Raw genomic sequence first — 20,604 nt, 5'->3', positions numbered from 1 at the left:
GCAGCAGGGATAATAATCTCACGCAAAGGCGCAAAGGTGCAAAGTTTTTTCTCAATGTTTTTGTACAAAGCGAAAAATTAAGGAATATTATCCTTGTGATACTTCGTCAAAATGTCAACTTTTGCGCTCAAGCATGTCAACAGAACCACTTTTTAATGAACCGTAAAGATGCAGAGGACACAGAGATAATTTTCATGTCTGAATATTGAAACCTGTTACTTTGGCTGAGTTTCTGGGAAATCTATAAATGTAGACCCTAAAATGTTTCAGTCAATCATAAATTATGACAGCTAAAGTGATTAGTATCTGCAACCTCAAGGGCGGAGTTGGCAAAACTACCATCGTCATGGCATTAGCAGAATATTTAGCAGGCAATACAATGTACGGTAAGCGTATTTTGACTATTGACCTTGATCCTCAGAGTAACTTAACTAGTGCTTTGATGTCTGAGGATGTATGGGAAAAGCAATTTGATAATAAAGGCTTAACAGTTCCTTTTTTGTTTCAGAATTATCAAGAATTTTTAAACGATATTGGTAACGATCAATTTATAGTTAAAAATAATGTTTCAAATGTGAGGAATAAAAATTCATTTGATTGCCTACATTTAATACCTAGCAGTCCAAGATTATTTGAAGTTCAAGAAGATTTACCTCCAAGCTCAATATCCTTACTTCGTCGGCTTTTAAATCCTTTATTAAGCAAATATGATTATATTTTAATAGACTGTCCACCTAATATTAATAAAGTTATTAAAAGTGCGTTTTATTTCAGCAACTTTTGCATAATACCTTGTGTGCCTAATAGAATGTCAATTAACGCTCTAGACCTTGTTCTTGCACAGATTGAAAAGTTCAATATCGATTATGAGCATAACCTAAAACCAATAGGAGTTTTAATTTCACGTTATAACGGCACTATTGGACAAAATGAAAATTTGAATTATATTGTTGGCAATCCTTTTTATCCGTCTACTTTTCCCACGAAAATTCCTGAAAGAGCAAAAATAGCAGAAAGTATAGATTTTAGTAATTATTTGACTTATAAACAGAAATATGACCAATCTCATGAGTCTATGGTAAAACTTGCTAAAGAAGTTATTCAGAGAGCAGGTAGATAATGGAAGCATCACAAATTGCAAATTTATTAAGGGCTATTGCAGAACTTGTAGAATCCGATCCGCAAGTTGCCAAGGCTGTAGAAAAATGTTTAGCTAATAGTTTAAATGCTCATAAAAGTAAAGATTCATCTGAAATAAAACAAAAGCAGCCAAATCCTAGTAAAACTTTGGAAAATGGCGATGTTATCCTTGCTGAATGTCGGCAAATTTTACGCGAACATGGTGAAGAACAACTAAGGCTTTACTTAACTGAGCTAGGGGAGAAGGTTAGAGAATTATTGAAACACGGTCAACTTGACCCAAATCGCTCTATCCGTCGCCGTAAAGATTTAGGTAATATTATTGAGCATATTATTCAAAAATTACAAGCTCAAGATAAAAGCGGAAAATTACTTGCAGCATCAATTTCTAAAACATGACACATATTTAAAAATAAACCGTTTTTCTTAATCCTAATTTTGCTGTTCTAACCAAGCTACCAAATCATTAACTACAGAAAAATCGAGCAATTCTTCTCCCAAATCTTCTAACTGTTCAGCAGATAAATTCCGAACTTGCTCAAATAATGATGTATCTATATCACCAAACCGCCGTTTAAGCATACGGCTAATCAATTTCAATGCTTCTTTTTGAACGATATCTTGATAAATTACAGATTCTTTCATAATATCCTCCCGTAAAAATTGCTGAACTAAATCCTTTTCAAATCGCAACCCTGCCAAAATCTCTACACAACCAGCTATATTTTGTCGCTGATCCCTATTTGGAATTGTAGCGATTCGTTCAGCAACTTGGGCAAGCAGTCCTTGCGGTGAGTCAGATCTGGTTAATGTTGCTAAAGGTAACAGTGCAGGATTGTCCAAAAATGTTGTTGAATCTTGTTCCCAGAGACGAACAACCTGATATTGGTGAATTGTTGTGTCGTCTCGATATTCTTCAATGAAAGCTACTTCGCTGGTAGTTTCTTGTAAAAAGATAACCACCTGCGTTACAGGACATCGGTATTGACGCTTTAACCTCACCGAATAATCGAGCATTCGGAAATTAAGCGGCGGATTAGATATTGTTAATGTTTGAAATTCAATATGCAGAATTTGGTTAGCAGCTTGTAGAAATGTCACTGAATCTGCACGAATTGGCTCAAGTGTCAGTTCAGTTTTTAATATTTCAATTTGTGGCGCGTCTACTCCCAGCAGCCAGCGCACAAAATCTGCTGGGTACTGTTCAGCTAAATATTTACAAGCGTTATCGTAACTCAAGCTATTTTCCGATTTTTATTTGATTATCAATTTATTTACTATAATTCTGCGATTTAATAACACAAAAAAACAGCCGCCTCCACCAGGGAAGCAGCTGTTTTGACAAATAGGGGGCTAGAAAATATTAGTAATCGAAGTCGCCGCCACCCATACCGCCACCAGCAGCAGGAGCAGCATCTTTGGGTTCAGGCTTGTCAACTACGATACATTCGGTTGTCAACACCATACCAGCAATGGAAGCAGCGTTTTGCAGAGCAGAACGAGTTACCTTAGCAGGGTCAACAATACCAGCTACAAACAAGTCAACAAACTCATTGGTTGCAGCGTTGTAGCCAACGTTGAATTCTTTTTCTTTTACGCGTTCAGCAATTACAGCGCCGTTTTGACCTGCGTTTTCTGCAATTCTCTTCAGAGGAGCAGGTAAAGCACGAGCAACAATCAACGCACCAGTTAATTCTTCACCAGAGAGGTTGCTGTTAGCCCATTCTTCCAGTTGAGGAGTTAAGTGAGCGAGGGTTGTACCACCACCAGGAACGATACCTTCTTCAACAGCAGCTTTGGTAGCGTTGATAGCGTCTTCTAAGCGCAGCTTCTTATCCTTCATTTCGGTTTCGGTAGCTGCACCGACTTTAACTACAGCAACACCACCAGCTAGTTTAGCTAGACGTTCTTGCAGTTTTTCTTTGTCGTAGGAAGATTCGGTTTCTTCAATTTGACGACGGATTTGGTCAATCCGAGCCTTAACAGCAACTTCATTACCTTCAGCAACAATTGTGGTGTTGTCTTTGGTAATGGTGATGCGGCGAGCTTTACCTAGGCTATCTAGCTTGGTGTTATCTAGCTTGAGACCAGCATCTTCGGTGATTAGTTGACCGCCGGTGAGGATAGCGATATCTTCCAGCATAGCTTTGCGGCGATCGCCAAATCCTGGAGCCTTAACAGCAGCAACGTTGAGTACACCACGTAACCGGTTAACTACCAGAGTTGCCAAAGCTTCTTTTTCAATATCTTCAGCAATGATTACTAAGGGACGACCAGCACGTGCTACTTGCTCAAGCACGGGTACAAGGTCTTGTACCAAAGCAATTTTCTTATCGGTTAACAGAATGAAAGGCTCATCGAAGACTGCTTCCATCCGTTCTGGGTCGGTAGCGAAGTAGGGAGAAATATAGCCTTTGTCAAAGCGCATCCCTTCGGTGATTTCCAGTTCGGTGGTCATAGATTTCCCTTCTTCTAGGGAAATTACGCCTTCCTTACCTACCTTATCCATTGCTTGGGCAATCATCTGACCGACTTCTTCGTCGTTACCGGCGGAGATGGAACCAACTTGAGCAATAGCCTTGGAATCTTCTACAGGACGAGCGTGTTGAGCAATCTTTTCTACTAAGAAGTTAGCGGCTTTGTCAATACCACGCTTCAATAAAATTGCATTTGCGCCAGCAGCAACGTTCCGCAAGCCTTCTTTCACAATTGCGTGAGCCAAAACGGTAGCTGTGGTGGTACCATCACCCGCCGCGTCGTTGGTTTTAGAAGCTGCTTGGCGAATCAAAGCCACGCCAGTATTTTCAATATGGTCTTCTAATTCAATTTCTTTGGCAATGGTTACGCCATCATTGACGATTTGCGGTGCGCCAAATTTCTTCTCTAGCACGACGTTACGACCTTTAGGGCCAAGGGTAACAGCCACTGCTTCAGCTAGAATATCCATGCCTCGTTCCAGGGCGCGACGGGCGTTTTCGTTGTAGATAATGCGCTTTGCCATAATTGTTAATAGTCCTTTGTCATTTGTCTTTTGTCTTTTGTCATTTGTCCCTTGTCATTTGTCCTTTGTCATTAACTAATGACAAAACGACCAATGATCAATGACCATTACGCAACGACTGCTAGAATATCTTTTTCAGAAAGCAGGACATATTCTTCTGTGCCGAGCTTGACATCTGTGCCAGCGTACTTGGAGTACAGAACTTTGTCTCCAATTTTGATTTCTGGTTCTTGACGAGAACCGTCATCATTCCGCTTACCAGGGCCAATTGCAACTACTTCACCGACCTGGGGCTTTTCCTTGGCGGTGTCGGGCAAATAAAGACCACCTGCGGTCTTTTCTTCAGATGCGCTCACTTTCACGAAAACGCGATCGCCTAAAGGTTTTACTGTAGAAACGCTTAAAGATACTGCTGCCATATTTAATTTCTCCAGAGTTAGCACTCTCAACTCCTGAGTGCTAATTTACCGAAGAGTCGCACACAATGGCAACAATTTTGGGTGTACGGGTTTCCGAACTGCTTGGGATTGGGGGTTGGGGATTGGGGATTGGGGAACTCGGGGCCCCCTCTGGGGATAAGGGGTAATGGGGATTGGGGACTGGGAAAGGATTAACTCTTAACCTTTGTACAGACGCGATGAATCGCGTCTATGCAACTCTTGACAATTTGACTCTTGACCCTTAATTCTTCAGCCTTAATTACACATACTTAAGCATAAATACTTATTAATATTTAATCTTCAGGTTTTTTGCTGTCAGTGATGAATATTTTTATAGGAATGAATTTATTTGCAAAGCGGAGAAATTGTTATAGAACTGTAATCAGGGAGCAGCTCGATGAATAACAATATAGCGATCCAGTACAGCCGTAAAATCCCCAAAACCACTAAATATCTGGGCAATAAACCCCTGGGTAATTGTCTAGAAACTCTTGGATTTGCAAAGATTTAACGACATATTTTCATTTGTTTTAGACAGACAGTTACTAACTGCTGCTGAAAACAAGCTAGTCTGGAATCCTGGGAATACTTAAAAAAGCGACTGAAGCAGCTCAAACTCTATCAGACGCAAAATAGTCGTCCCATTTGCATTAACGAAACTAAAGCTAATTGCTTGCGGGTTTTCGGTTCTAGACGGATAATAGTTGTTTACCCGGATGGTGTCTGGTATCGTCGAGCAAACACGGAAGTGATTGAGCGGATCACACAAGAACACTTGATAGGCAAATTAAGGTGGTGGAAGAATATGTATTTTTAACCCATCCTTTGCCAGAAACTTCTCTGGTTGCTTGTGAACAACTGATAGAGGACTTAACATCCGAAGGATATCGTAATTAGGTAGTAAGCGCTCTGAAGCGGGGGTTGGTTTTGAGCTAGGGTCATCTTCAGCCATTACTGAACTTGTGAATCGGAAGGATTATTATTTAATCAGCGCTTTTTTCACCCGCCACTTTCAAAGCGATATATAATAACGCATTATAATTACTACTGCTCTACGTATCCTTACTGGACTATTGCCAATAAGCTAGTAGTCTCCTAAACAGTGGTTATCACTGATAAGACTTCCCAGAAGCAAAGGCAGGTTAAGTGGGAAAAAAGACAACATCTCAGAATAATCCACCATAGAGGATAAATATACAAGACCTTGATGGACCGAAGCGCGACAAGTGCCACTGCTATGAAAGAGCCCAGCATGAAAGATCACAAACGACTTCTACTGATTGATGATGACCCTAACCTCATCTTGCTGGTGAAGGATTACTTGGAATTCCGGGGATATGAAGTCATCACCGCCGAAAATGGAAGAGAAGCTTTAGAAATTCTAGAGCATGATGTTCCAGATATGATTATCTGCGACGTGATGATGCCGGAAATGGACGGATACACTTTTGTAGAACAAGTCCGGCAAAATGAACGTACTAGCTGGATTCCCGTTCTTTTCCTTTCAGCTAAAGGACAAAGCGCAGACAGAGTTAAAGGGCTAAATAAAGGTGCTGACGTTTATATGGTCAAGCCTTTTGAACCTGAAGAACTCGTAGCGCAAGTAGAATCTTCACTGAAACAAACCATCCGTTGGAAAGAACACCAAGCAAAAGGAGGGGAAAACGGTTCTCGTATCCAAGTTCCCTTCGATGTACAGCTAACTCCAACCGAACTGAAAGTTGTACAGTTCGTAGCTAGAGGTTTAGCTAACCGCGAAATTGCTGAAGAGTTAAACGTCAGTCAGCGTACCGTTGAAAGCCATGTGTCCAACATGTTGGGCAAAACCAATCTCCACAACCGTACTGAACTAGCACGGTGGGCGATTGAAAATCAAATGGCTTAAATAGCTATCAGCATTCAGCCGTCAGGCTTTAGCTGTCTAATTGACTGCTGATAGCTGATAGTTAAATGAGTACTAATCTGCTTGCAGGATGAATTGGCGAAAATTTCTCAATTTAATTCCTCAAATTCTCACATCCAGTTTCCCAACCAATGAATTATGAATTGTGAAGCTGATGATTAAGTTTCGTAACTTTTTTTCATAATTCACTGCTAAGAATAGAGTCCTTACTGGTTGATGCTGGCAACTCTACCATTTGGTGGAACTACTTCCGCTCACCCTCCGCTCCCTAGGTAAAGTGGTAGTTTGTTGATTGCTTGACAGTAGATGATTCTGGCTCCCCACAACATAGCGGCGATTTCTGGATGTTGGGATAGTAGAGAGTATTTAACTTAGGGTAGAAGATAACGGTAGTTTTTCCCTAGTTATTGTCTCGCCAATTTCACCATGCCATAACGAGATTACTAGGATTGAGAGTACATCACCATCATCAGTCCCACTCGCTTGCTTGTATTGAGTTCCAAGTACGCATCTCCTCACCTGAATCGCACTAAGACATTTAGCAAGCGGGTGTTTCTTTCATGATTTATTGATTGGTACTTAGTTTCACTAATGCTATGGGGATTTTGATGGCAAATTCTGTTCCATATTCAGGATGGGATATTAAGGGACTTCCAAGTAAAAAAACATTCCATTGCTATTGTTCACTGTTGAGCGTTGACTGCTGACTGTTAACTGTGAACCGTCAACAGTCAACGAATTGAACGGAATAATTTATTTTTTGGAGTTCCCTAAGTGGATATTGCCATGATGATTCTTAATAACTTGATGGCTAATAGCTAATCCTCGTAATTAAGCGTGATTAAACCAGTAAAGCTTTGCAGGGGGTAAGGGAAATTTTTTTTCCTTTCCTCCTTTTTTATGTGTATAGGTTGGAAGTGCTGTTAGCGGTAGCGGGGCGTTTAGCCCGTGCTGAGTTCTGAGTAAAAATCGCAATTCTACTTGCGTGCAAGGCTTGTGAAACTTGTGTTACCAGAACAGCTTCCTGTGCTGACATAGCGATCGCACTCTATCAGATATATAACTTTCTTAGGTTGGCAAGGTTACCATCCAAGCTTTATCCTAAAAAAACTAAGTATTTGTATTTTTAGGAAACTTATCATAGCATATCTGTGATTTTTCATACCTAAAAAAATACTAAATAACTGATGTAAAACTTCACAGAAAACAACAGTCATTAATTCATAAGTTAATTGTGACTGCTGCCAAGACACCCTTGATGCTTAAAATATGGCTTGGAACAACCTCTTACAACCGGACTTGATTTTAGAAGGTTCCATTTTAAAACTGACACCAGACATTATCCAGCAATATGGATTAAAGGGATTAGTGCTGGATGTCGATGAGACTTTAGTACCGATGAAAATAGGGGCGGCTTCAGCAGAATTACAACAATGGGTAGAGGAAATGCGTGCCTGTGCTGTACTTTGGTTAGTCAGCAATAACCTGAGTGAAGCGCGGATTGGGAGTATTGCCCGTTCCCTGAACCTACCTTATTATCTAGGTGCAGCCAAACCTTCACGGCGCAAAATTAGAGCCGCACTCAAAGCAATGAATTTACCCGTTCACCAAGTGGGGATGGTAGGCGATCGCTTGTTTACCGATGTCTTAGCAGGTAACCGCTTGGGAATGTTTACCATCTTGGTAGAACCAATTATCCATCCCGAAGTAGCTCTGCGCTCTCACCCCATCAGAAACTTTGAAGTTTGGGTGTCTGAAGCCTTGGGCGCTAGCATCAGCCCAAAATACACAAAAATTCACAAAGATTGATTTTTAGTTAAAAAACTAAATCTAAAAAAAACATTAAGGAATCTTTCGCAATGACAAAAATCTGGGATTATAAGTGTTAATAACATGGGGTCAGCCAAAAAAAGACCCTAACGTTTAATAAATACATATAAAACCGTAGAGCGTCAGCCCTCACTAATAGAGGTGCTGGCGCTTTACAATTTTTATTAGTCATTTGTTATTTGTGGCTTGTCCTTTGTCTGATAACAAATGACAAATGCCCTATGCCCCATACCCCATGTCTAAAACCATCGTCGTTAAAATTGGTACTTCTAGTCTGACTCAGCCAGAAACCGGACAGCTGGCACTTTCTACTATTGCGACTTTAGCTGAGACACTATCTGATTTGCAACGCCAAGGTCATCGCGTGATTTTGGTGTCCTCTGGTGCAGTGGGGGTGGGTTGTGCGCGGTTGGGTTTAACGGAACGTCCCAAAGCGATCGCTCTCAAACAAGCAGTCGCCGCAGTCGGACAAGGGCGGTTAATGCGGGTTTACGATGATTTATTTACCACCCTGCAACAGCCAATTGCCCAAGTTTTGCTGACTCGTAGCGATTTGGTGCAGCGCAGCCGCTATCTCAATATCTACAACACCTTTCGCGAACTGCTGGGACTAGGGGTAATTCCGGTAGTGAATGAAAATGATACGGTAGCGGTGGATGAGCTAAAATTTGGCGATAATGACACCCTTTCAGCATTAGTTGCCAGTTTAGTAGAAGCAGATTGGTTATTTTTGCTGACTGATGTTGATAGATTGTACTCAGCAGATCCCCGTTCTGTACCTGATGCTCAACCAATATCTTTGGTGAGTAGTATTAAAGAATTAGCCAAATTACAGATTCAGACAGGTTCTCAAGGTTCCCAGTGGGGTACTGGCGGGATGATCACCAAAATTTCGGCGGCGAGAATTGCGATCGCAGCTGGTGTGCGGACAGTAATCACCCAAGGAAGATTTCCTCGCAACATCGAAAAAATATTACAGGGGGAACCGATAGGTACTCACTTTGAACCACAGCCAGAACCCACCTCAGCCAGAAAACGCTGGATAGCTTACGGCCTTGTCCCTGCAGGAAAATTGTATTTAGATGCAGGTGCGATCGCAGCTATTTCCGAATCTGGAAAATCCTTATTAGCAGCTGGTATCAAAGCAGTAGAGGGAGAATTTGATACACAAGAAGCCGTGCAATTATGTGATAGCACTGGTAACGAAATCGCCAGAGGGCTGGTGAATTACAACAGTGAAGAACTGCAAAAAATTCGCGGTTGTCATTCACGAGAAATCCCTACAATATTGGGCTATGCTGGCGCTGAAACTGTAGTTCACCGGGATAATTTAGTGTTGACTTAGGGGTTGGGCATTGGGCATTGGGCATTGGGCATTGGGAAAAAGAGATTTTCATGTTTGGTTGTGGGTTTTTTCTGTGATGGACTAGTGGTGAATCAATCCAAAATCTAAAATCCAAAATCCAAAATTGACTACTTCTCAATCCAAAAATCCAAAATCCAAAATTGTTCTTGGCTGCTTGATGTTCCTGCCAGAGAGGAAAAGGGAATTCTAGGTTTAAGGAAAACGTCTATACCAAGCAGTCCCTAAACGGATGACTCCACAAAAATCTCATATAGTTCCTCATGTACTCAAGCAAATCGGATGCATTATTGTTTTGGCGATCGCCTACTATGGCATGGCGGAAATCTCACGCCATATAGCTTCTACACCGCAAGATGTGACTCCAGTTTGGCCCCCGGATGGAATTGCTAGTGGGGCTGTTTTGTTGTTTGGTAACTGGATTGGGTACGGTGTGTTGCTGGGTTCATTTTTCGCCAACTTCTGGGCGTTTCGAGATCCTACAAATTTTTTATCTCTGGCGATTTCAACGCTGCCGGTTTTCGTGATTGCGCTCGGCACAACATTGGGAACTATGTTGGGTGCTTTTCTACTGCGGAAAACTACCAATCTTCGCTATCCCTTAGACCATATTCCCGATGTGTTTAAATTTTTGATATTAACCAGTATGGTAGGGCCGACTATTAATGCAACGGTTGGGGTAACTTGCTTGACGTTGACTGGTAAAGTTCCTTGGGCAGTATATTGGACAGTTTGGTTAACCTGGTGGATTTCTAATGTTTCGGGAATTTTTATTGTCACCCCGATACTCCTTAGTTGGGGTCGATTCATTCAACAACACCGAGGTGCGATGCGGCAATGGTTAGCCTCCATTTTCACCTCAGAGATGGGACAATCCCAAGTAGCCTCACACCGTTGCAAATTTTGGCTAATTTTAGTAGATCCAGTGATTCTGATGAGTTTGGTGATTGTCATCACCAAAGTAGCTTTTGGAGATGGATATCACCTGGAGTATATGTTAATTCCCATGTTGATTTGGTCTGCATTTCGACTTGGTCAACCAGGTGCAACGTTATTAACTTTTATTGTGGCTGCGATCGCAGTCCTTGCTACGGTTAATGGCAAAGGTGGTTTTGCACATCAGGATCTCAACCAATCTTTGATGCAACTACAATTGTTTATTGGCGTAATTACACTCACGATTCTTGTACTGACAGCAACAATTGCAGAACGCACACAAGCAGAAACAAAGTTGCGTTTAGCTTTTGCTGAATTAGCCAGTACTAATGAAACTTTGGAATTTAGAGTCCGGCAGAGAACTGAAGAATTAAATGTTAAGAATACTGCTCTAAAGCAAACCCTAGAAACGCTGAAACAGACTCAATTACAGATGCTTCAGAGTGAAAAAATGTCTGCATTGGGTCAGATGGTAGCAGGGGTTGCCCATGAAATTAATAACCCCGTTAATTTCATTCATGGTAACTTAATTCATCTTTCTGAATATATCGAAAACTTGTTGAGAGCATTGCAAGTTTACCAGCAGCACTATCCTCATCCATCTCCAGCCTTGCAAGCAGAATTAGATCAATTGGAATTGGACTTTTTAGAGGAAGATATGGACAAAGTTCTTCAGTCTATGAAAAGTGGTACTAAACGCATCAGTACTATTGTGTTATCGTTACGGAATTTCTCACGCTTGGATGAAGCGGAATGGAAAGCGGTAGACATTCATCAAGGTATTGATAGTACCTTGGTACTTTTACAACATCGATTGCAAGCAACAAGCAATCACCCAGAAGTTCAGCTGATTAAAGACTATGGTGATTTACCACTAATTGAATGTGATGCTGGCTCTCTTAATCAAGTATTTATAAGTCTTTTGAGTAATGCTGTTGACGCATTAGAAGAATCTCATCAGCGGGGTTCATTCATGGATAATTCTGCTAACCTTAATTTCATCAGAATTCAAACTCGTCAAATAGATACAAATCGAGTGATGATTATGATTGCTGACAATGGTATAGGCATCAACCAAGAGATTTTATCTAAAATATTTGACCCTTTCTTCACTACCAAACCTATTGGCAAAGGCACTGGCTTGGGCTTATTTATGAGCTATCAAATTGTCACCCAAAAGCATGGCGGTAATCTTTGGTGTGACTCCATACAAGGTCAAGGGACGAAGTTTGTAATTGAAATTCCTGTTAAGGTAATTCGTAATTCGTAATTTAATTAACGCTCATCCTTAGTGCTGTTAAAAAATCTTCCTCTACATAAGGTTTCGTAAAGTAGGTAGTCGCGCCTAATTGCATAGCCAACTGACGATGCTGATTAGTGCTGCATGAACTGAGCATGATGACTGGGATTTTGGCTAATTGCGAATCTTTGAGACGATAGCTGAGAAACTCAAAGCCATTGAGATTAGGCATTTCAATATCACAAATCACCATTTGCACATGGGGATTTTGCTGTAACTGGGCGATCGCTTCTTGTCCATCTTCGGCTTGCAACACTTGATAACCTTCTCTTTGCAATGTCAAAGATACTATATGGCGCACGCTATGGGAATCATCTACCACCAGAATTGTTGGTTCTCGGTGAATAATTGCTGTGTCTGCTGGATTGAATAATTTAGTAGTGGAGTAAATCTGTTGACTGTGATTAATTGTCTGCTGCAACAGCGCCGCTACATCAATTAATGGCAGTAACTTGTCTTTCCAAATCGTACAACCATAAACGCAACTGGAAAATTCTTGGTCTGTTGGTAAAGGATTGATGACTAACTCTGGTTCTGCAATGAGGTATTGAATTTCTGGTTCTAAAGCCAAAATTTGCTGACCTAAGTTGAGTACTAACATTGGTTCTGGCTGACGATTTCCTAAGGGTTTGGCACTACCGTAACTGAGTAGTTCTGATAGTTGATAGTTAGGAATTACTTGTCCGCGCCAATGCAAAAACCGCTGTCGTTGAGAATAGATAATTTGGTCAGCTTCTGCAACTAAAAGTTCTTCCACGCTGTCGGAGTTGACTGTAAAAACATTCCCATCCGCTACCCAAACAAATAAATTAGCGGTTTTCAGTTTGTGTGGTGATGCTGGATTTTGACTGTTTTGGATGATAACCCCACTCGAATTAGAGGTTCCATTAGCCGCTTGGGGAGCATTTTTATTCAAGATAGATTCATAAGCTGCACGCCAACCAGCCAAAGCTACTTTCCCAATTGTTTGAGCCGCTTGTGGGGTTGTTTGTAGAGTCGCGATCGCAATTTGGGCGATCGCAATGAACTCAGAGATATTGTAGAATTCGCCAAAGCCCAAAAATAAATTTGCCTGTGCGATCAGTTGCTCTGGTAATTTATCAATGTCAGATTCCGCGAGAATTCTTTCTAGGTTTTCTAAAGCCTGAGCCATCTCTGTTGTTGGCATTAACTGAGATACACTTGCCTCTAGATAAGAAGTTTCTAGCACATCCGGCGCTATTTCTAGCTTATGGCTTAACCTAGCCTCTAGATAAGCAAAAATTGGTTCTGCTTTGGCTAAAACGCTGGTTAAATCATCAAATTCTTCTTGAACTTGTGCTGTTAGCAGCAATCGCAAACAATCATTAGCTTGTAAGAGCAAATTTGTTAGCTGCTCGTCAATTACCGCATTTTCCAGCGATATCAACCGAAAAATCTTCTCCAAACGATGAGCTAAGGTATGTATCTCAGTGAAATTCACCTGGTCTGCTGTAGTTTTAACTAACTGAGCAACTCGCACTAGACTACGTATCTTGGGAGCGCTATAGTTATGTGAAAGCTCTAGCAATCCTTCGTGAATTAGCTGTAGAAGCCCTGATGCTTCTTGCACAAAATTTTGAACAACGTTATTTTGTATACCAAAGTCAAGACCCATAGCTTATGCTGGTGTTTTTAACTATGATGATTTAATCAATTTATACTATTTATTTCAGTAGATGCACTTAATCGATTTAGTTGAGAATTTCCAGAAAATAAATTATCCAATTTACAAAAGAGAATCTTTTCTCTCTCCCTCCTGCTTGTTGAGATGCGATTAATCGCGTCTCTGTCCCCTGTCTACAACGTTTGGCAAATTTAGGGGATTGCTAAATCCGATACCTCCTACATTTCCTGTGCAAATATCGTTAGCTGGGCTAAAGAATCAGCCAGTGCTATGGCTTGCTCAGAAGTTTGATTGGCAATAGTAGCTACTTCTAAAATAGATTGATTTACAGAGCTAGAAGTTTCAATTTGGACAGCAGCAGCTTGGGAAATTTCTGCCACCAGAGTTTGCATTTCGATACTTAGTGCGATCGCCTGTTGAAATTTCTGTTGAGTTTGTGCAATCAATTCACTGCTGCTTTGTGCTTGTTCTGTGCTGGATTGCATAGCCACGATCGCGTGATCGCTTTCTATGTGAATATCCGCAACCAATGGTTGAATGTCTGTGATCTCTAATTCTAACTGTTGTACTAAGGAAAGTGCTTTTTGAGCGATCGCGGCAAATTTGTGACCTGCTTCTCCACTCCGCGATGCTTCCAGTGCTGTATGCATAGCTTGCAGCTTAATCTGAGAGATGACATTGCTGATCAGATTTATTTTCTCAGATAGCTGTTGCCAAGGTTCTTCAAGACGGTTAACTCTTTGGGCAGCTTGGAAAATAGTTTCTTGAATAGCATAGATGCTCTCTAAAATTTGGCTCATGGACTGATTTTCGTCCTGTACTGTCTGGCTGATCTGCTGTTCTTGAAGTTCTAGTTTTTGGGCATAATTGACCATTCTCTGAGTCAAATCACCCAACATTTGAGTTTGATTGTAGATAAATTCAATAGATTGCAACTGCGTCAGCGCCACATTTGTCGAAAGGGTTTGCACAACTACATTCCCATTTCTCAGCAGTTCGGAAACCTGTAGCTTGAGTTCTTCGTGTTTTTGAGACTGCTCAAAAGATGTCGCGGTGGCAGCTTGGTATGCTTGATCTACTTGGTTCAACAGCCTGGCGTGTTCCAGAGCAAATCCGACTTGCATGGCGACTTGAGCGAACAAATCAATCTCAGATTTTTGCCAATCACGGGGGCCAGAACATTCATGAGCAATTAATAAGCCATATAGCTGACCATCTTTGAGAATCGGTGCCACTAAATTGGCTGTGACGGCAAAAGGTTCGAGTTGACTCAGGTGACAATCAGTTAAACCAGCTTCATAAACATTGTTGACAGCTTGGACTCGACCTACTTGGTACTTTTCTATATAGCCTTCTGCAAAACAAGGGTCTCTGATAATCGCCCACAAAGCTTTAGGAAAGCCGGGAAGTACTGATTCGGCAATTACAGTGCCATACCAATCTGGATCAAAACCATAAACTATCACGCGATCGGCACTAATTGCTTTGCGGACTTCTTCCACTGTGGTTTTAAGGACATCCTCTTCATTGAGGGATTCTTGAATGCGGCGAGTAATATCTACTAGCAAATGAGTTCGTACAGCTTCAGCATCAATTCGCTGGAGTAGCCGCGCATGGTCGAGAGCAAATCCAACTTGCATGGCAATTTGAGTGAACAAATCAATCTCAAATTTTCGCCAATCACGGGGAGCAGAACATTGATGGGCAATTAATAAACCAAATAGCTGGTCATCTTTAAGAATCGGTGCAACTAAATTAGCTTTAACACCAAAGGGTTCAAGTTGCCTCAGGTGACACTCCGTTAAACCAGCTTCATAAATATTGCTGATCGCTTGCACTCGGCCAGCTTGGTACTTTTCTATATAGCCTTGGGCAAAGCAAGGATCTTTGATTTTGGCTCGCAAGGTTTTAGCAAAACTCGGCAGCACTGATTCTGCAATGACAGTACCATACCAATCGGAATCAAAACCATATACGATGACGCGATCAACGCTCAGAGTCTTGCGGACTTCTTCCACTGTGGTTTTGAGAACATCCTCTTCGTTGAGTGATTCGCGAATGCGGCGGGTAATATCTACAAATATCTGAGTTTGATCGGCTTTGCTCTCTACCTGTTCTAGGAGGTTAGTGTAGTTAAGGACAAATCCTAATTGCGTGGCGATTTGAGCAAACAAATCAATTTCTGACTGCTGCCAAAAGCGAGGTTTTGTACACTCATGGGCAATTAATAAGCCAAATAGTTGATTTTTCTGCAAAATTGGTACAACTAAATTAGCTTTGACAGCAAATCGCTCTAAAAAGTCAACTTGAGCAGCACTGAGCTCGACTTGATTGATGTCATCAATAGCAACGATGTGGCCATTTTGGTATTCTTCTATGTCTTCGCCACCAACGAAGGTAACAGAGACTGTAGTCCGCAAGGTTTTTGGTAATCCGAATCCCACTGATTCGGCAACAAAGGTGCCTTCTCTATGGGGATGAAAGCGAAAGATGGTCACGCGATCGCTATTTAAGGCTGTGCGAACTTCTTCAACGGTGGTTTTGAGAACATCTTCCTCGTTGAGACATTCTTGAATGCGCCGGGTGATATTCATTAACACTTGGACGCGTTCAGTTTCTTGTTCTTGTTTCCAGAGCAAATCTGGCAGCTGTTTTTTGATTAAGCTGATATTTTTCTCTAACACCACCAGTTCATCTTTAGAGGCGATCGCACCCCGAATTCCCGCTTGATCTGGTAGTAGCCGCCGCACAATATTATTAGAAAGGGCCGCCGCATTCAGCAGGGGACGCAAGGCGCGATTAGTCAACAAGACTGCGATCGCACCCACCAACAAAGTTGTTACCCCTGTCCCCATTAACAATAGCGATAACTGGTTTTGTAGCGCCAGTTTAGTTGCTGTTAACTGTTTAATACTTAATGGTTTTGTATAGGAAATCTGCTCGCTAATTTGCTGGCTGCCAATGTAATAAGTTGCAGACCCAACTGCTAACACGGGCAGCATACTAATAGCACAAGACCAAAATGTGGCCTTGGCTTTCAAACTCCAATCTTTCTGTGCCAAACGCTGAGAACTAGGAATTTGAATTATTGTTGGACGTTTTGCACTATCTAAATTCGAGTTCGCTATATCTTGTTGATTACCCTCTAACTGATGATTTTTTTGATGACCTACTTGCTTTTTTGGAGAATAATTAGACATAAATACAATCAGCTTGTGCGGCGAACTTTATACAACAAAAAACATCTGTTACCAGATTCATTTCATCAACATAGTTGGTAGGGTAATGCACTTGTTGCGATTGCTGCTTCGTCAAAGATAGGTCAAAAAAGCGCAACTTTTCCCTGATTATATGGGAGGCTTTTATCCAGAAAGATAGTTACCACAAAGAAGAGCAAATTTGATTTTTCTCATCTGGGTTCAAATAGCTTTATAACTCTTAAGTAGTTTGATTTTTACTTTCTGAACTTACTGCCTCTTTTATAGAGTTAGACGCACCAATTTATACTTATTAGTATTGACTATATTAGTGTTTAATTTACCAGAAGTATATTAAAAATTTTTTTTAATTGTTAATATGCAGCAAGTAGCTTGATAAAGATTTAAAATAAATATATTTATCTCTATCTAAACGATGATCAATTCAAAGCTAATCTCAGTTTAACATTGTTATTTACTAATATTGCTGAGTATAAAAAATGACTTTATATTTTAATAGTATTGTAATGTGTGTGAAAGCAATAGCACAGCACCATGTTTGCTGCTACGTAAGACTATTAAGCGCGCTTATTAAGGCTTAAGTTTTAATACAGTATCAAAGACAAAGGAAAAATATCCTCTGTATGAGGAACTTTCCAGGAATCAATTACTCAATTCCGGCATTGAATATACCAATCAGATTTCTGCTTCCTCAGCCACCTCTGTTCAATCAAGCGATTGTTTGATTTGGAAGTCCCTTATTGCACTAGCACGAAATTATAACCAGTGCTAGAAGCGCAAGGCTTACCTGACTCACAAGGCTCAATCCTGGCTAAAAATACTCCACCTTGGCGCTGACCTGATGCTGAAAACTGAATTTTACCTGTGGCTCCCATTGCAGAAAAATTGGGATTTGATAGTACTTTTTGTAAGCCTTGACGAGTACTATTTTCTTTTAAACCGGCAATAATTACTTGCATTGCATCATAGGCTGTAGCAGTTCGCGGACTGACATCTCCACCCCAAAGTTTTAAGGCTCTATCAGCAAAGGAATTACCTTTATCCATACTCCGGTTAGCATCACGATGCCAAGGTACAGGTACTACCATGCCTTTGATATCGCCTTGCCCAAACTTCAAAATTCTTTCACTGTATAGCTGTTGAGAACCAAAAAGTGTCAGCCTATTTCGATTTGCTTTTGCCACATCCACTGCTACGTTGAGGCTACTTGTACGGGGAATTAATAGTAAAGCTTCTGCGCCATCACTAATAGCCTTGGGAATGACATCATTAGCTCTAAAATTCGCAGCCCCTAAATCGCAATCTGTAGCAGTAACTTTTCCACCTGCTTTAGTGATGAACTCAGTGTATTCTTTAACAATATCTTGATTTAATCTTTCTTGATTTGACCTATCTTGATTAGATGTATCTTGGCTAGTTCTAAATGATGTATCCCGGCAAATAGCTATATTAGTGCGGCGTTCTTTTTTAACAATAAATTCAGCTAAAGCTTGATTGAAAATTTCCCGATTAGGGCTGATATTAAATACATATTTACTATCGCCATAGGCCTGTGCCTGATTTTGTCCCATTTGATTTCTGGAACTTCCCGGAGAAACTCTCACTAAACCATTCTTTTTATAGAGTTCTTCGTTCCGTCCAAAACCTACTACTGCTAACACATTAGAGTCTTTGACTAATTCATTATCTATTTTATCAAGTTGGTCAAAGCTATTTAAATTAGAAATTTCCAGTTGCAATGGTACGCCATTAATTCCTCCACTGCTATTAATTTCATCTTGCGCTTGCGCCACACCGCGTAAAGTTTCTTTAGCCTCATTTAAGCTATTACCAATGGGTACAATTACGCCTACTTTTAATGCTTTAGAGTTACCAATTTTGGCATTATTTAAATAAATTAATGTCTCTGGATCGTTCCGCATAGTTTGCAGCGATGCTTGAAATTTGATAATAGCTGTGCCAAAATCACCAGATTTGACTGCATTCACCCCAGCTTCTTTATTATCTGTTTTATCGGCGGTTACCAAAAGTTTTTCACCCAAACTCATCCATTCTGGAGTAGGTGGGCGTGAGGTTCCCCTGGGAGTAACCATAGAATTTGGTGTAGATTGAATCTCCGGCGAAAATTTACTGACTAAGCCTAAAATTACCGCTACCAGCACTCCAGCAATTCCCAGAGAGGCTAGCAAACGAATATTCTCTTGTTTAGTTGTCATCAATAATTCCTCAATTAATTAAGTTAAATTTATCTGAAAATTGCTTTTACAATAAACCGATATTCAAAAATAATCAGAAATATTTAGACATTAGTTTATTCATTAACTGTGATGTACCCGACAAAATAAATGCCAACAAGCCAGCTAAAATAATTAACAAAAACGCAACTATCAACCCATTAATGCCTGAGCGTAAAGGATTAATAATTTGCCAGCGCTGGAAGATAAACACGATAAATAAATTGGTTATTAGCGCAATTAAAAATAAATAACTCTTCTCAAATACAGGGCGAGATTGAATAAAAATTACAAATCCTAAAATTATCAACCATAACCCCGAACTAATCAACGTAGTTCCTAAAAAACTCAGTAAGACAATAGCTAAAAAAGAACTACCTGTACCTACAATCACAGCCCCAGGTAATAGTTCTGATAGCGATATGTGTGAAACACTTTGGTTAGTTTGTTGGGGAATCCGTCCCCGTGATTGAAATAACTGTTCTGGTGAAAAGATGGTATGTGGTACCTTGGGATTTAAACCTGGCTGAACATTTAAATCTAATAATACTGCCTGAGCAGATTGATAACGTTGCTCGTGGTTTTCTGGCATTAACCTATCGAGAATCAGCCCTAATTCCTGACTAATTGGTTGCGACAATTGACTGCGCCAATTATTAGTCCAGCTAAAACCTTGCTTCATCCATAGTTGGGATGGAGTCACGTTAGTCAGCAGATGAAAACAAGTGATTCCCAAACTATATAAATCGCTAGACGGGTAAGCAGTACCTAACTGCAGTTGTTCTATTGGTGCATAGCCCAAAGAACCGATAATTGTTCCTGGTGCTGTGTTTGCTGCTTCTGTTTTTTGCTTGGATACACCAAAATCAATCAACACTAACTTACCATCATGTTGACGGCGAATAATATTTTCGGCTTTAATATCGCGGTGGATAACTTGTTGTTCGTGGATGGTATTCAGAACAGGTAACAAGTCACTTAATAGCTGACGAATTTTTGTTTCATCAAATACTCCCTGCTGCTTTAACTCCTGCAACAGATTTTGTCCCTCAATCAACTCTTGCACTACATACAGGTAGTCATTTTCTTTAAAGTAAGCTAAAAGTGTGGGGATTTGGTCATGTTTTCCTAACTCTTGTAAGCGTTTAGCTTCTCTCTCAAACAACTCAGTTGCTTTTTTTTGAGCATCGCTACCGCCACCACTGTAAAATTGACCGCGAACTAGCTGTTTAACAACACATTTCTCGTTGAGCTTGTCTATATCTTCTGCTAGATAAGTACGTGCAAACCCTCCTCTGCCAATTGGTTGGATAATACGATAACGATTTCTTAGTAGATACACTAATCCTGTTCCACAGCTTAAACAAAAGTGGGAGCCTTCAGGATTTTGAGGATTTGGACAATCGGGGTTTAGGCAGCAGATCATATAGCTATCGCTGTCATTTTATTAACAACTAAAATATATCTTAAATTCTCTTGTACTCCGGTACTGATCTCTCTTTTACTAATAATTCTTATAGTTTTGCTGTTAAACGATTCCTATGGGATTTTGACAATAGACTCAGTTGCACATTTGCCTATTCGACACTTAAAC

Annotated in this window: 14 protein-coding genes; 6 read left to right on the top strand and 8 right to left on the bottom strand. The window is 40.6% G+C overall.

Features of this window, described 5'->3' with window-relative positions:
- The first annotated feature begins 283 nt into the window (after nt 1-283).
- Nucleotides 284-1,120 carry a ParA family protein gene (locus HG267_RS27415; protein WP_045872374.1) on the top strand — a complete coding sequence of 279 codons (837 nt, stop codon included), beginning with the start codon at nt 284-286 and terminating at the stop codon, nt 1,118-1,120.
- Nucleotides 1,120-1,539, top strand: a complete 420-nt coding sequence (locus tag HG267_RS27410) for a hypothetical protein (RefSeq protein WP_045872373.1) — start codon at nt 1,120-1,122, stop codon at nt 1,537-1,539. Before HG267_RS27415 ends, HG267_RS27410 begins: the two co-directional genes overlap by 1 nt.
- A gap of 33 nt (nt 1,540-1,572) precedes the next feature.
- Here the strand turns inward: HG267_RS27410 and HG267_RS27405 are convergent, their stop codons facing one another.
- The 4 genes from HG267_RS27405 to HG267_RS27390 form a co-directional block, all read right to left on the bottom strand.
- The gene (locus tag HG267_RS27405) at nt 1,573-2,379 is read right to left on the bottom strand and encodes a DUF4351 domain-containing protein (protein WP_045872372.1); all 807 of its coding nucleotides are present in this window, start codon (nt 2,377-2,379) and stop codon (nt 1,573-1,575) included.
- A 124-nt stretch (nt 2,380-2,503) separates the two neighbouring features.
- Entirely contained in the window at nt 2,504-4,141 is a 1,638-nt protein-coding gene (gene groL, locus HG267_RS27400; RefSeq protein WP_045872371.1) for a chaperonin GroEL, read from the bottom strand.
- 107 nt (nt 4,142-4,248) lie between these two features.
- The gene (groES, locus tag HG267_RS27395; protein WP_045872370.1) at nt 4,249-4,560 is read right to left on the bottom strand and encodes a co-chaperone GroES; all 312 of its coding nucleotides are present in this window, start codon (nt 4,558-4,560) and stop codon (nt 4,249-4,251) included.
- An 808-nt stretch (nt 4,561-5,368) separates the two neighbouring features.
- Nucleotides 5,369-5,533 carry a hypothetical protein gene (locus tag HG267_RS27390; RefSeq protein WP_155539447.1) on the bottom strand — a complete coding sequence of 55 codons (165 nt, stop codon included), beginning with the start codon at nt 5,531-5,533 and terminating at the stop codon, nt 5,369-5,371.
- A gap of 255 nt (nt 5,534-5,788) precedes the next feature.
- Here HG267_RS27390 and HG267_RS27385 point away from each other — a divergent pair, with 255 nt between their 5' ends.
- From HG267_RS27385 to HG267_RS41770, 4 genes are all read left to right on the top strand, one after another.
- Nucleotides 5,789-6,466: a response regulator transcription factor gene (locus HG267_RS27385; protein ID WP_010997804.1), complete on the top strand. Its 678-nt coding sequence runs from the start codon at nt 5,789-5,791 to the stop codon at nt 6,464-6,466.
- Nucleotides 6,467-7,753: 1,287 nt separating this feature from the next.
- Nucleotides 7,754-8,293 (top strand): YqeG family HAD IIIA-type phosphatase, encoded by a 540-nt coding sequence (locus HG267_RS27380; protein ID WP_045872369.1) that lies wholly within the window; start codon nt 7,754-7,756, stop codon nt 8,291-8,293.
- Nucleotides 8,294-8,549: 256 nt separating this feature from the next.
- Nucleotides 8,550-9,659 carry a glutamate 5-kinase gene (proB, locus tag HG267_RS27375; protein WP_045872452.1) on the top strand — a complete coding sequence of 370 codons (1,110 nt, stop codon included), beginning with the start codon at nt 8,550-8,552 and terminating at the stop codon, nt 9,657-9,659.
- A gap of 250 nt (nt 9,660-9,909) precedes the next feature.
- Complete coding sequence (locus tag HG267_RS41770) at nt 9,910-11,883, top strand: MASE1 domain-containing protein (RefSeq protein ID WP_045872368.1); 1,974 nt, start codon at nt 9,910-9,912, stop codon at nt 11,881-11,883.
- 1 nt (nt 11,884) lies between these two features.
- Here HG267_RS41770 and HG267_RS27360 read toward each other — a convergent pair whose 3' ends face one another.
- The 4 genes from HG267_RS27360 to HG267_RS27345 form a co-directional block, all read right to left on the bottom strand.
- On the bottom strand, nt 11,885-13,549 hold the full coding sequence (locus HG267_RS27360; protein WP_052335310.1) for a response regulator: 1,665 nt from the start codon (nt 13,547-13,549) through the stop codon (nt 11,885-11,887).
- Nucleotides 13,550-13,776: 227 nt separating this feature from the next.
- Nucleotides 13,777-16,758, bottom strand: coding sequence for a GAF domain-containing protein (locus tag HG267_RS27355; RefSeq protein WP_045872367.1), 2,982 nt, complete (start codon nt 16,756-16,758; stop codon nt 13,777-13,779).
- A 755-nt stretch (nt 16,759-17,513) separates the two neighbouring features.
- A complete protein-coding gene (locus tag HG267_RS27350) occupies nt 17,514-18,992 on the bottom strand; it encodes an ABC transporter substrate-binding protein (protein WP_052335309.1) in 1,479 nt (492 codons plus the stop codon).
- 73 nt (nt 18,993-19,065) lie between these two features.
- Complete coding sequence (locus HG267_RS27345; protein ID WP_045872366.1) at nt 19,066-20,436, bottom strand: serine/threonine-protein kinase; 1,371 nt, start codon at nt 20,434-20,436, stop codon at nt 19,066-19,068.
- Between the last annotated feature and the right edge of the window lie 168 nt (nt 20,437-20,604).

The organism is Tolypothrix sp. PCC 7601 (assembly GCF_025677855.1).
In the GTDB taxonomy this organism is placed as follows: domain Bacteria; phylum Cyanobacteriota; class Cyanobacteriia; order Cyanobacteriales; family Nostocaceae; genus Aulosira; species Aulosira diplosiphon.
This window is presented reverse-complemented; position numbering and strand designations above follow the sequence as displayed.

Bases quoted from the DNA above. Each gene is read 5' to 3' on its own strand.
- HG267_RS27350 (WP_052335309.1), bottom strand. From the start codon at position 18,992: ATGACAACTAAACAAGAGAATATTCGTTTGCTAGCCTCTCTGGGAATT.
- HG267_RS27390 (WP_155539447.1), bottom strand. From the start codon at position 5,533: ATGGCTGAAGATGACCCTAGCTCAAAACCAACCCCCGCTTCAGAGCGC.
- HG267_RS41770 (WP_045872368.1), top strand. From the start codon at position 9,910: ATGACTCCACAAAAATCTCATATAGTTCCTCATGTACTCAAGCAAATC.
- HG267_RS27360 (WP_052335310.1), bottom strand. From the start codon at position 13,549: ATGGGTCTTGACTTTGGTATACAAAATAACGTTGTTCAAAATTTTGTG.
- groES (WP_045872370.1), bottom strand. From the start codon at position 4,560: ATGGCAGCAGTATCTTTAAGCGTTTCTACAGTAAAACCTTTAGGCGAT.
- proB (WP_045872452.1), top strand. From the start codon at position 8,550: ATGTCTAAAACCATCGTCGTTAAAATTGGTACTTCTAGTCTGACTCAG.
- groL (WP_045872371.1), bottom strand. From the start codon at position 4,141: ATGGCAAAGCGCATTATCTACAACGAAAACGCCCGTCGCGCCCTGGAA.
- HG267_RS27355 (WP_045872367.1), bottom strand. From the start codon at position 16,758: ATGTCTAATTATTCTCCAAAAAAGCAAGTAGGTCATCAAAAAAATCAT.
- HG267_RS27345 (WP_045872366.1), bottom strand. From the start codon at position 20,436: ATGATCTGCTGCCTAAACCCCGATTGTCCAAATCCTCAAAATCCTGAA.
- HG267_RS27410 (WP_045872373.1), top strand. From the start codon at position 1,120: ATGGAAGCATCACAAATTGCAAATTTATTAAGGGCTATTGCAGAACTT.
- HG267_RS27415 (WP_045872374.1), top strand. From the start codon at position 284: ATGACAGCTAAAGTGATTAGTATCTGCAACCTCAAGGGCGGAGTTGGC.
- HG267_RS27380 (WP_045872369.1), top strand. From the start codon at position 7,754: ATGGCTTGGAACAACCTCTTACAACCGGACTTGATTTTAGAAGGTTCC.
- HG267_RS27385 (WP_010997804.1), top strand. From the start codon at position 5,789: ATGGACCGAAGCGCGACAAGTGCCACTGCTATGAAAGAGCCCAGCATG.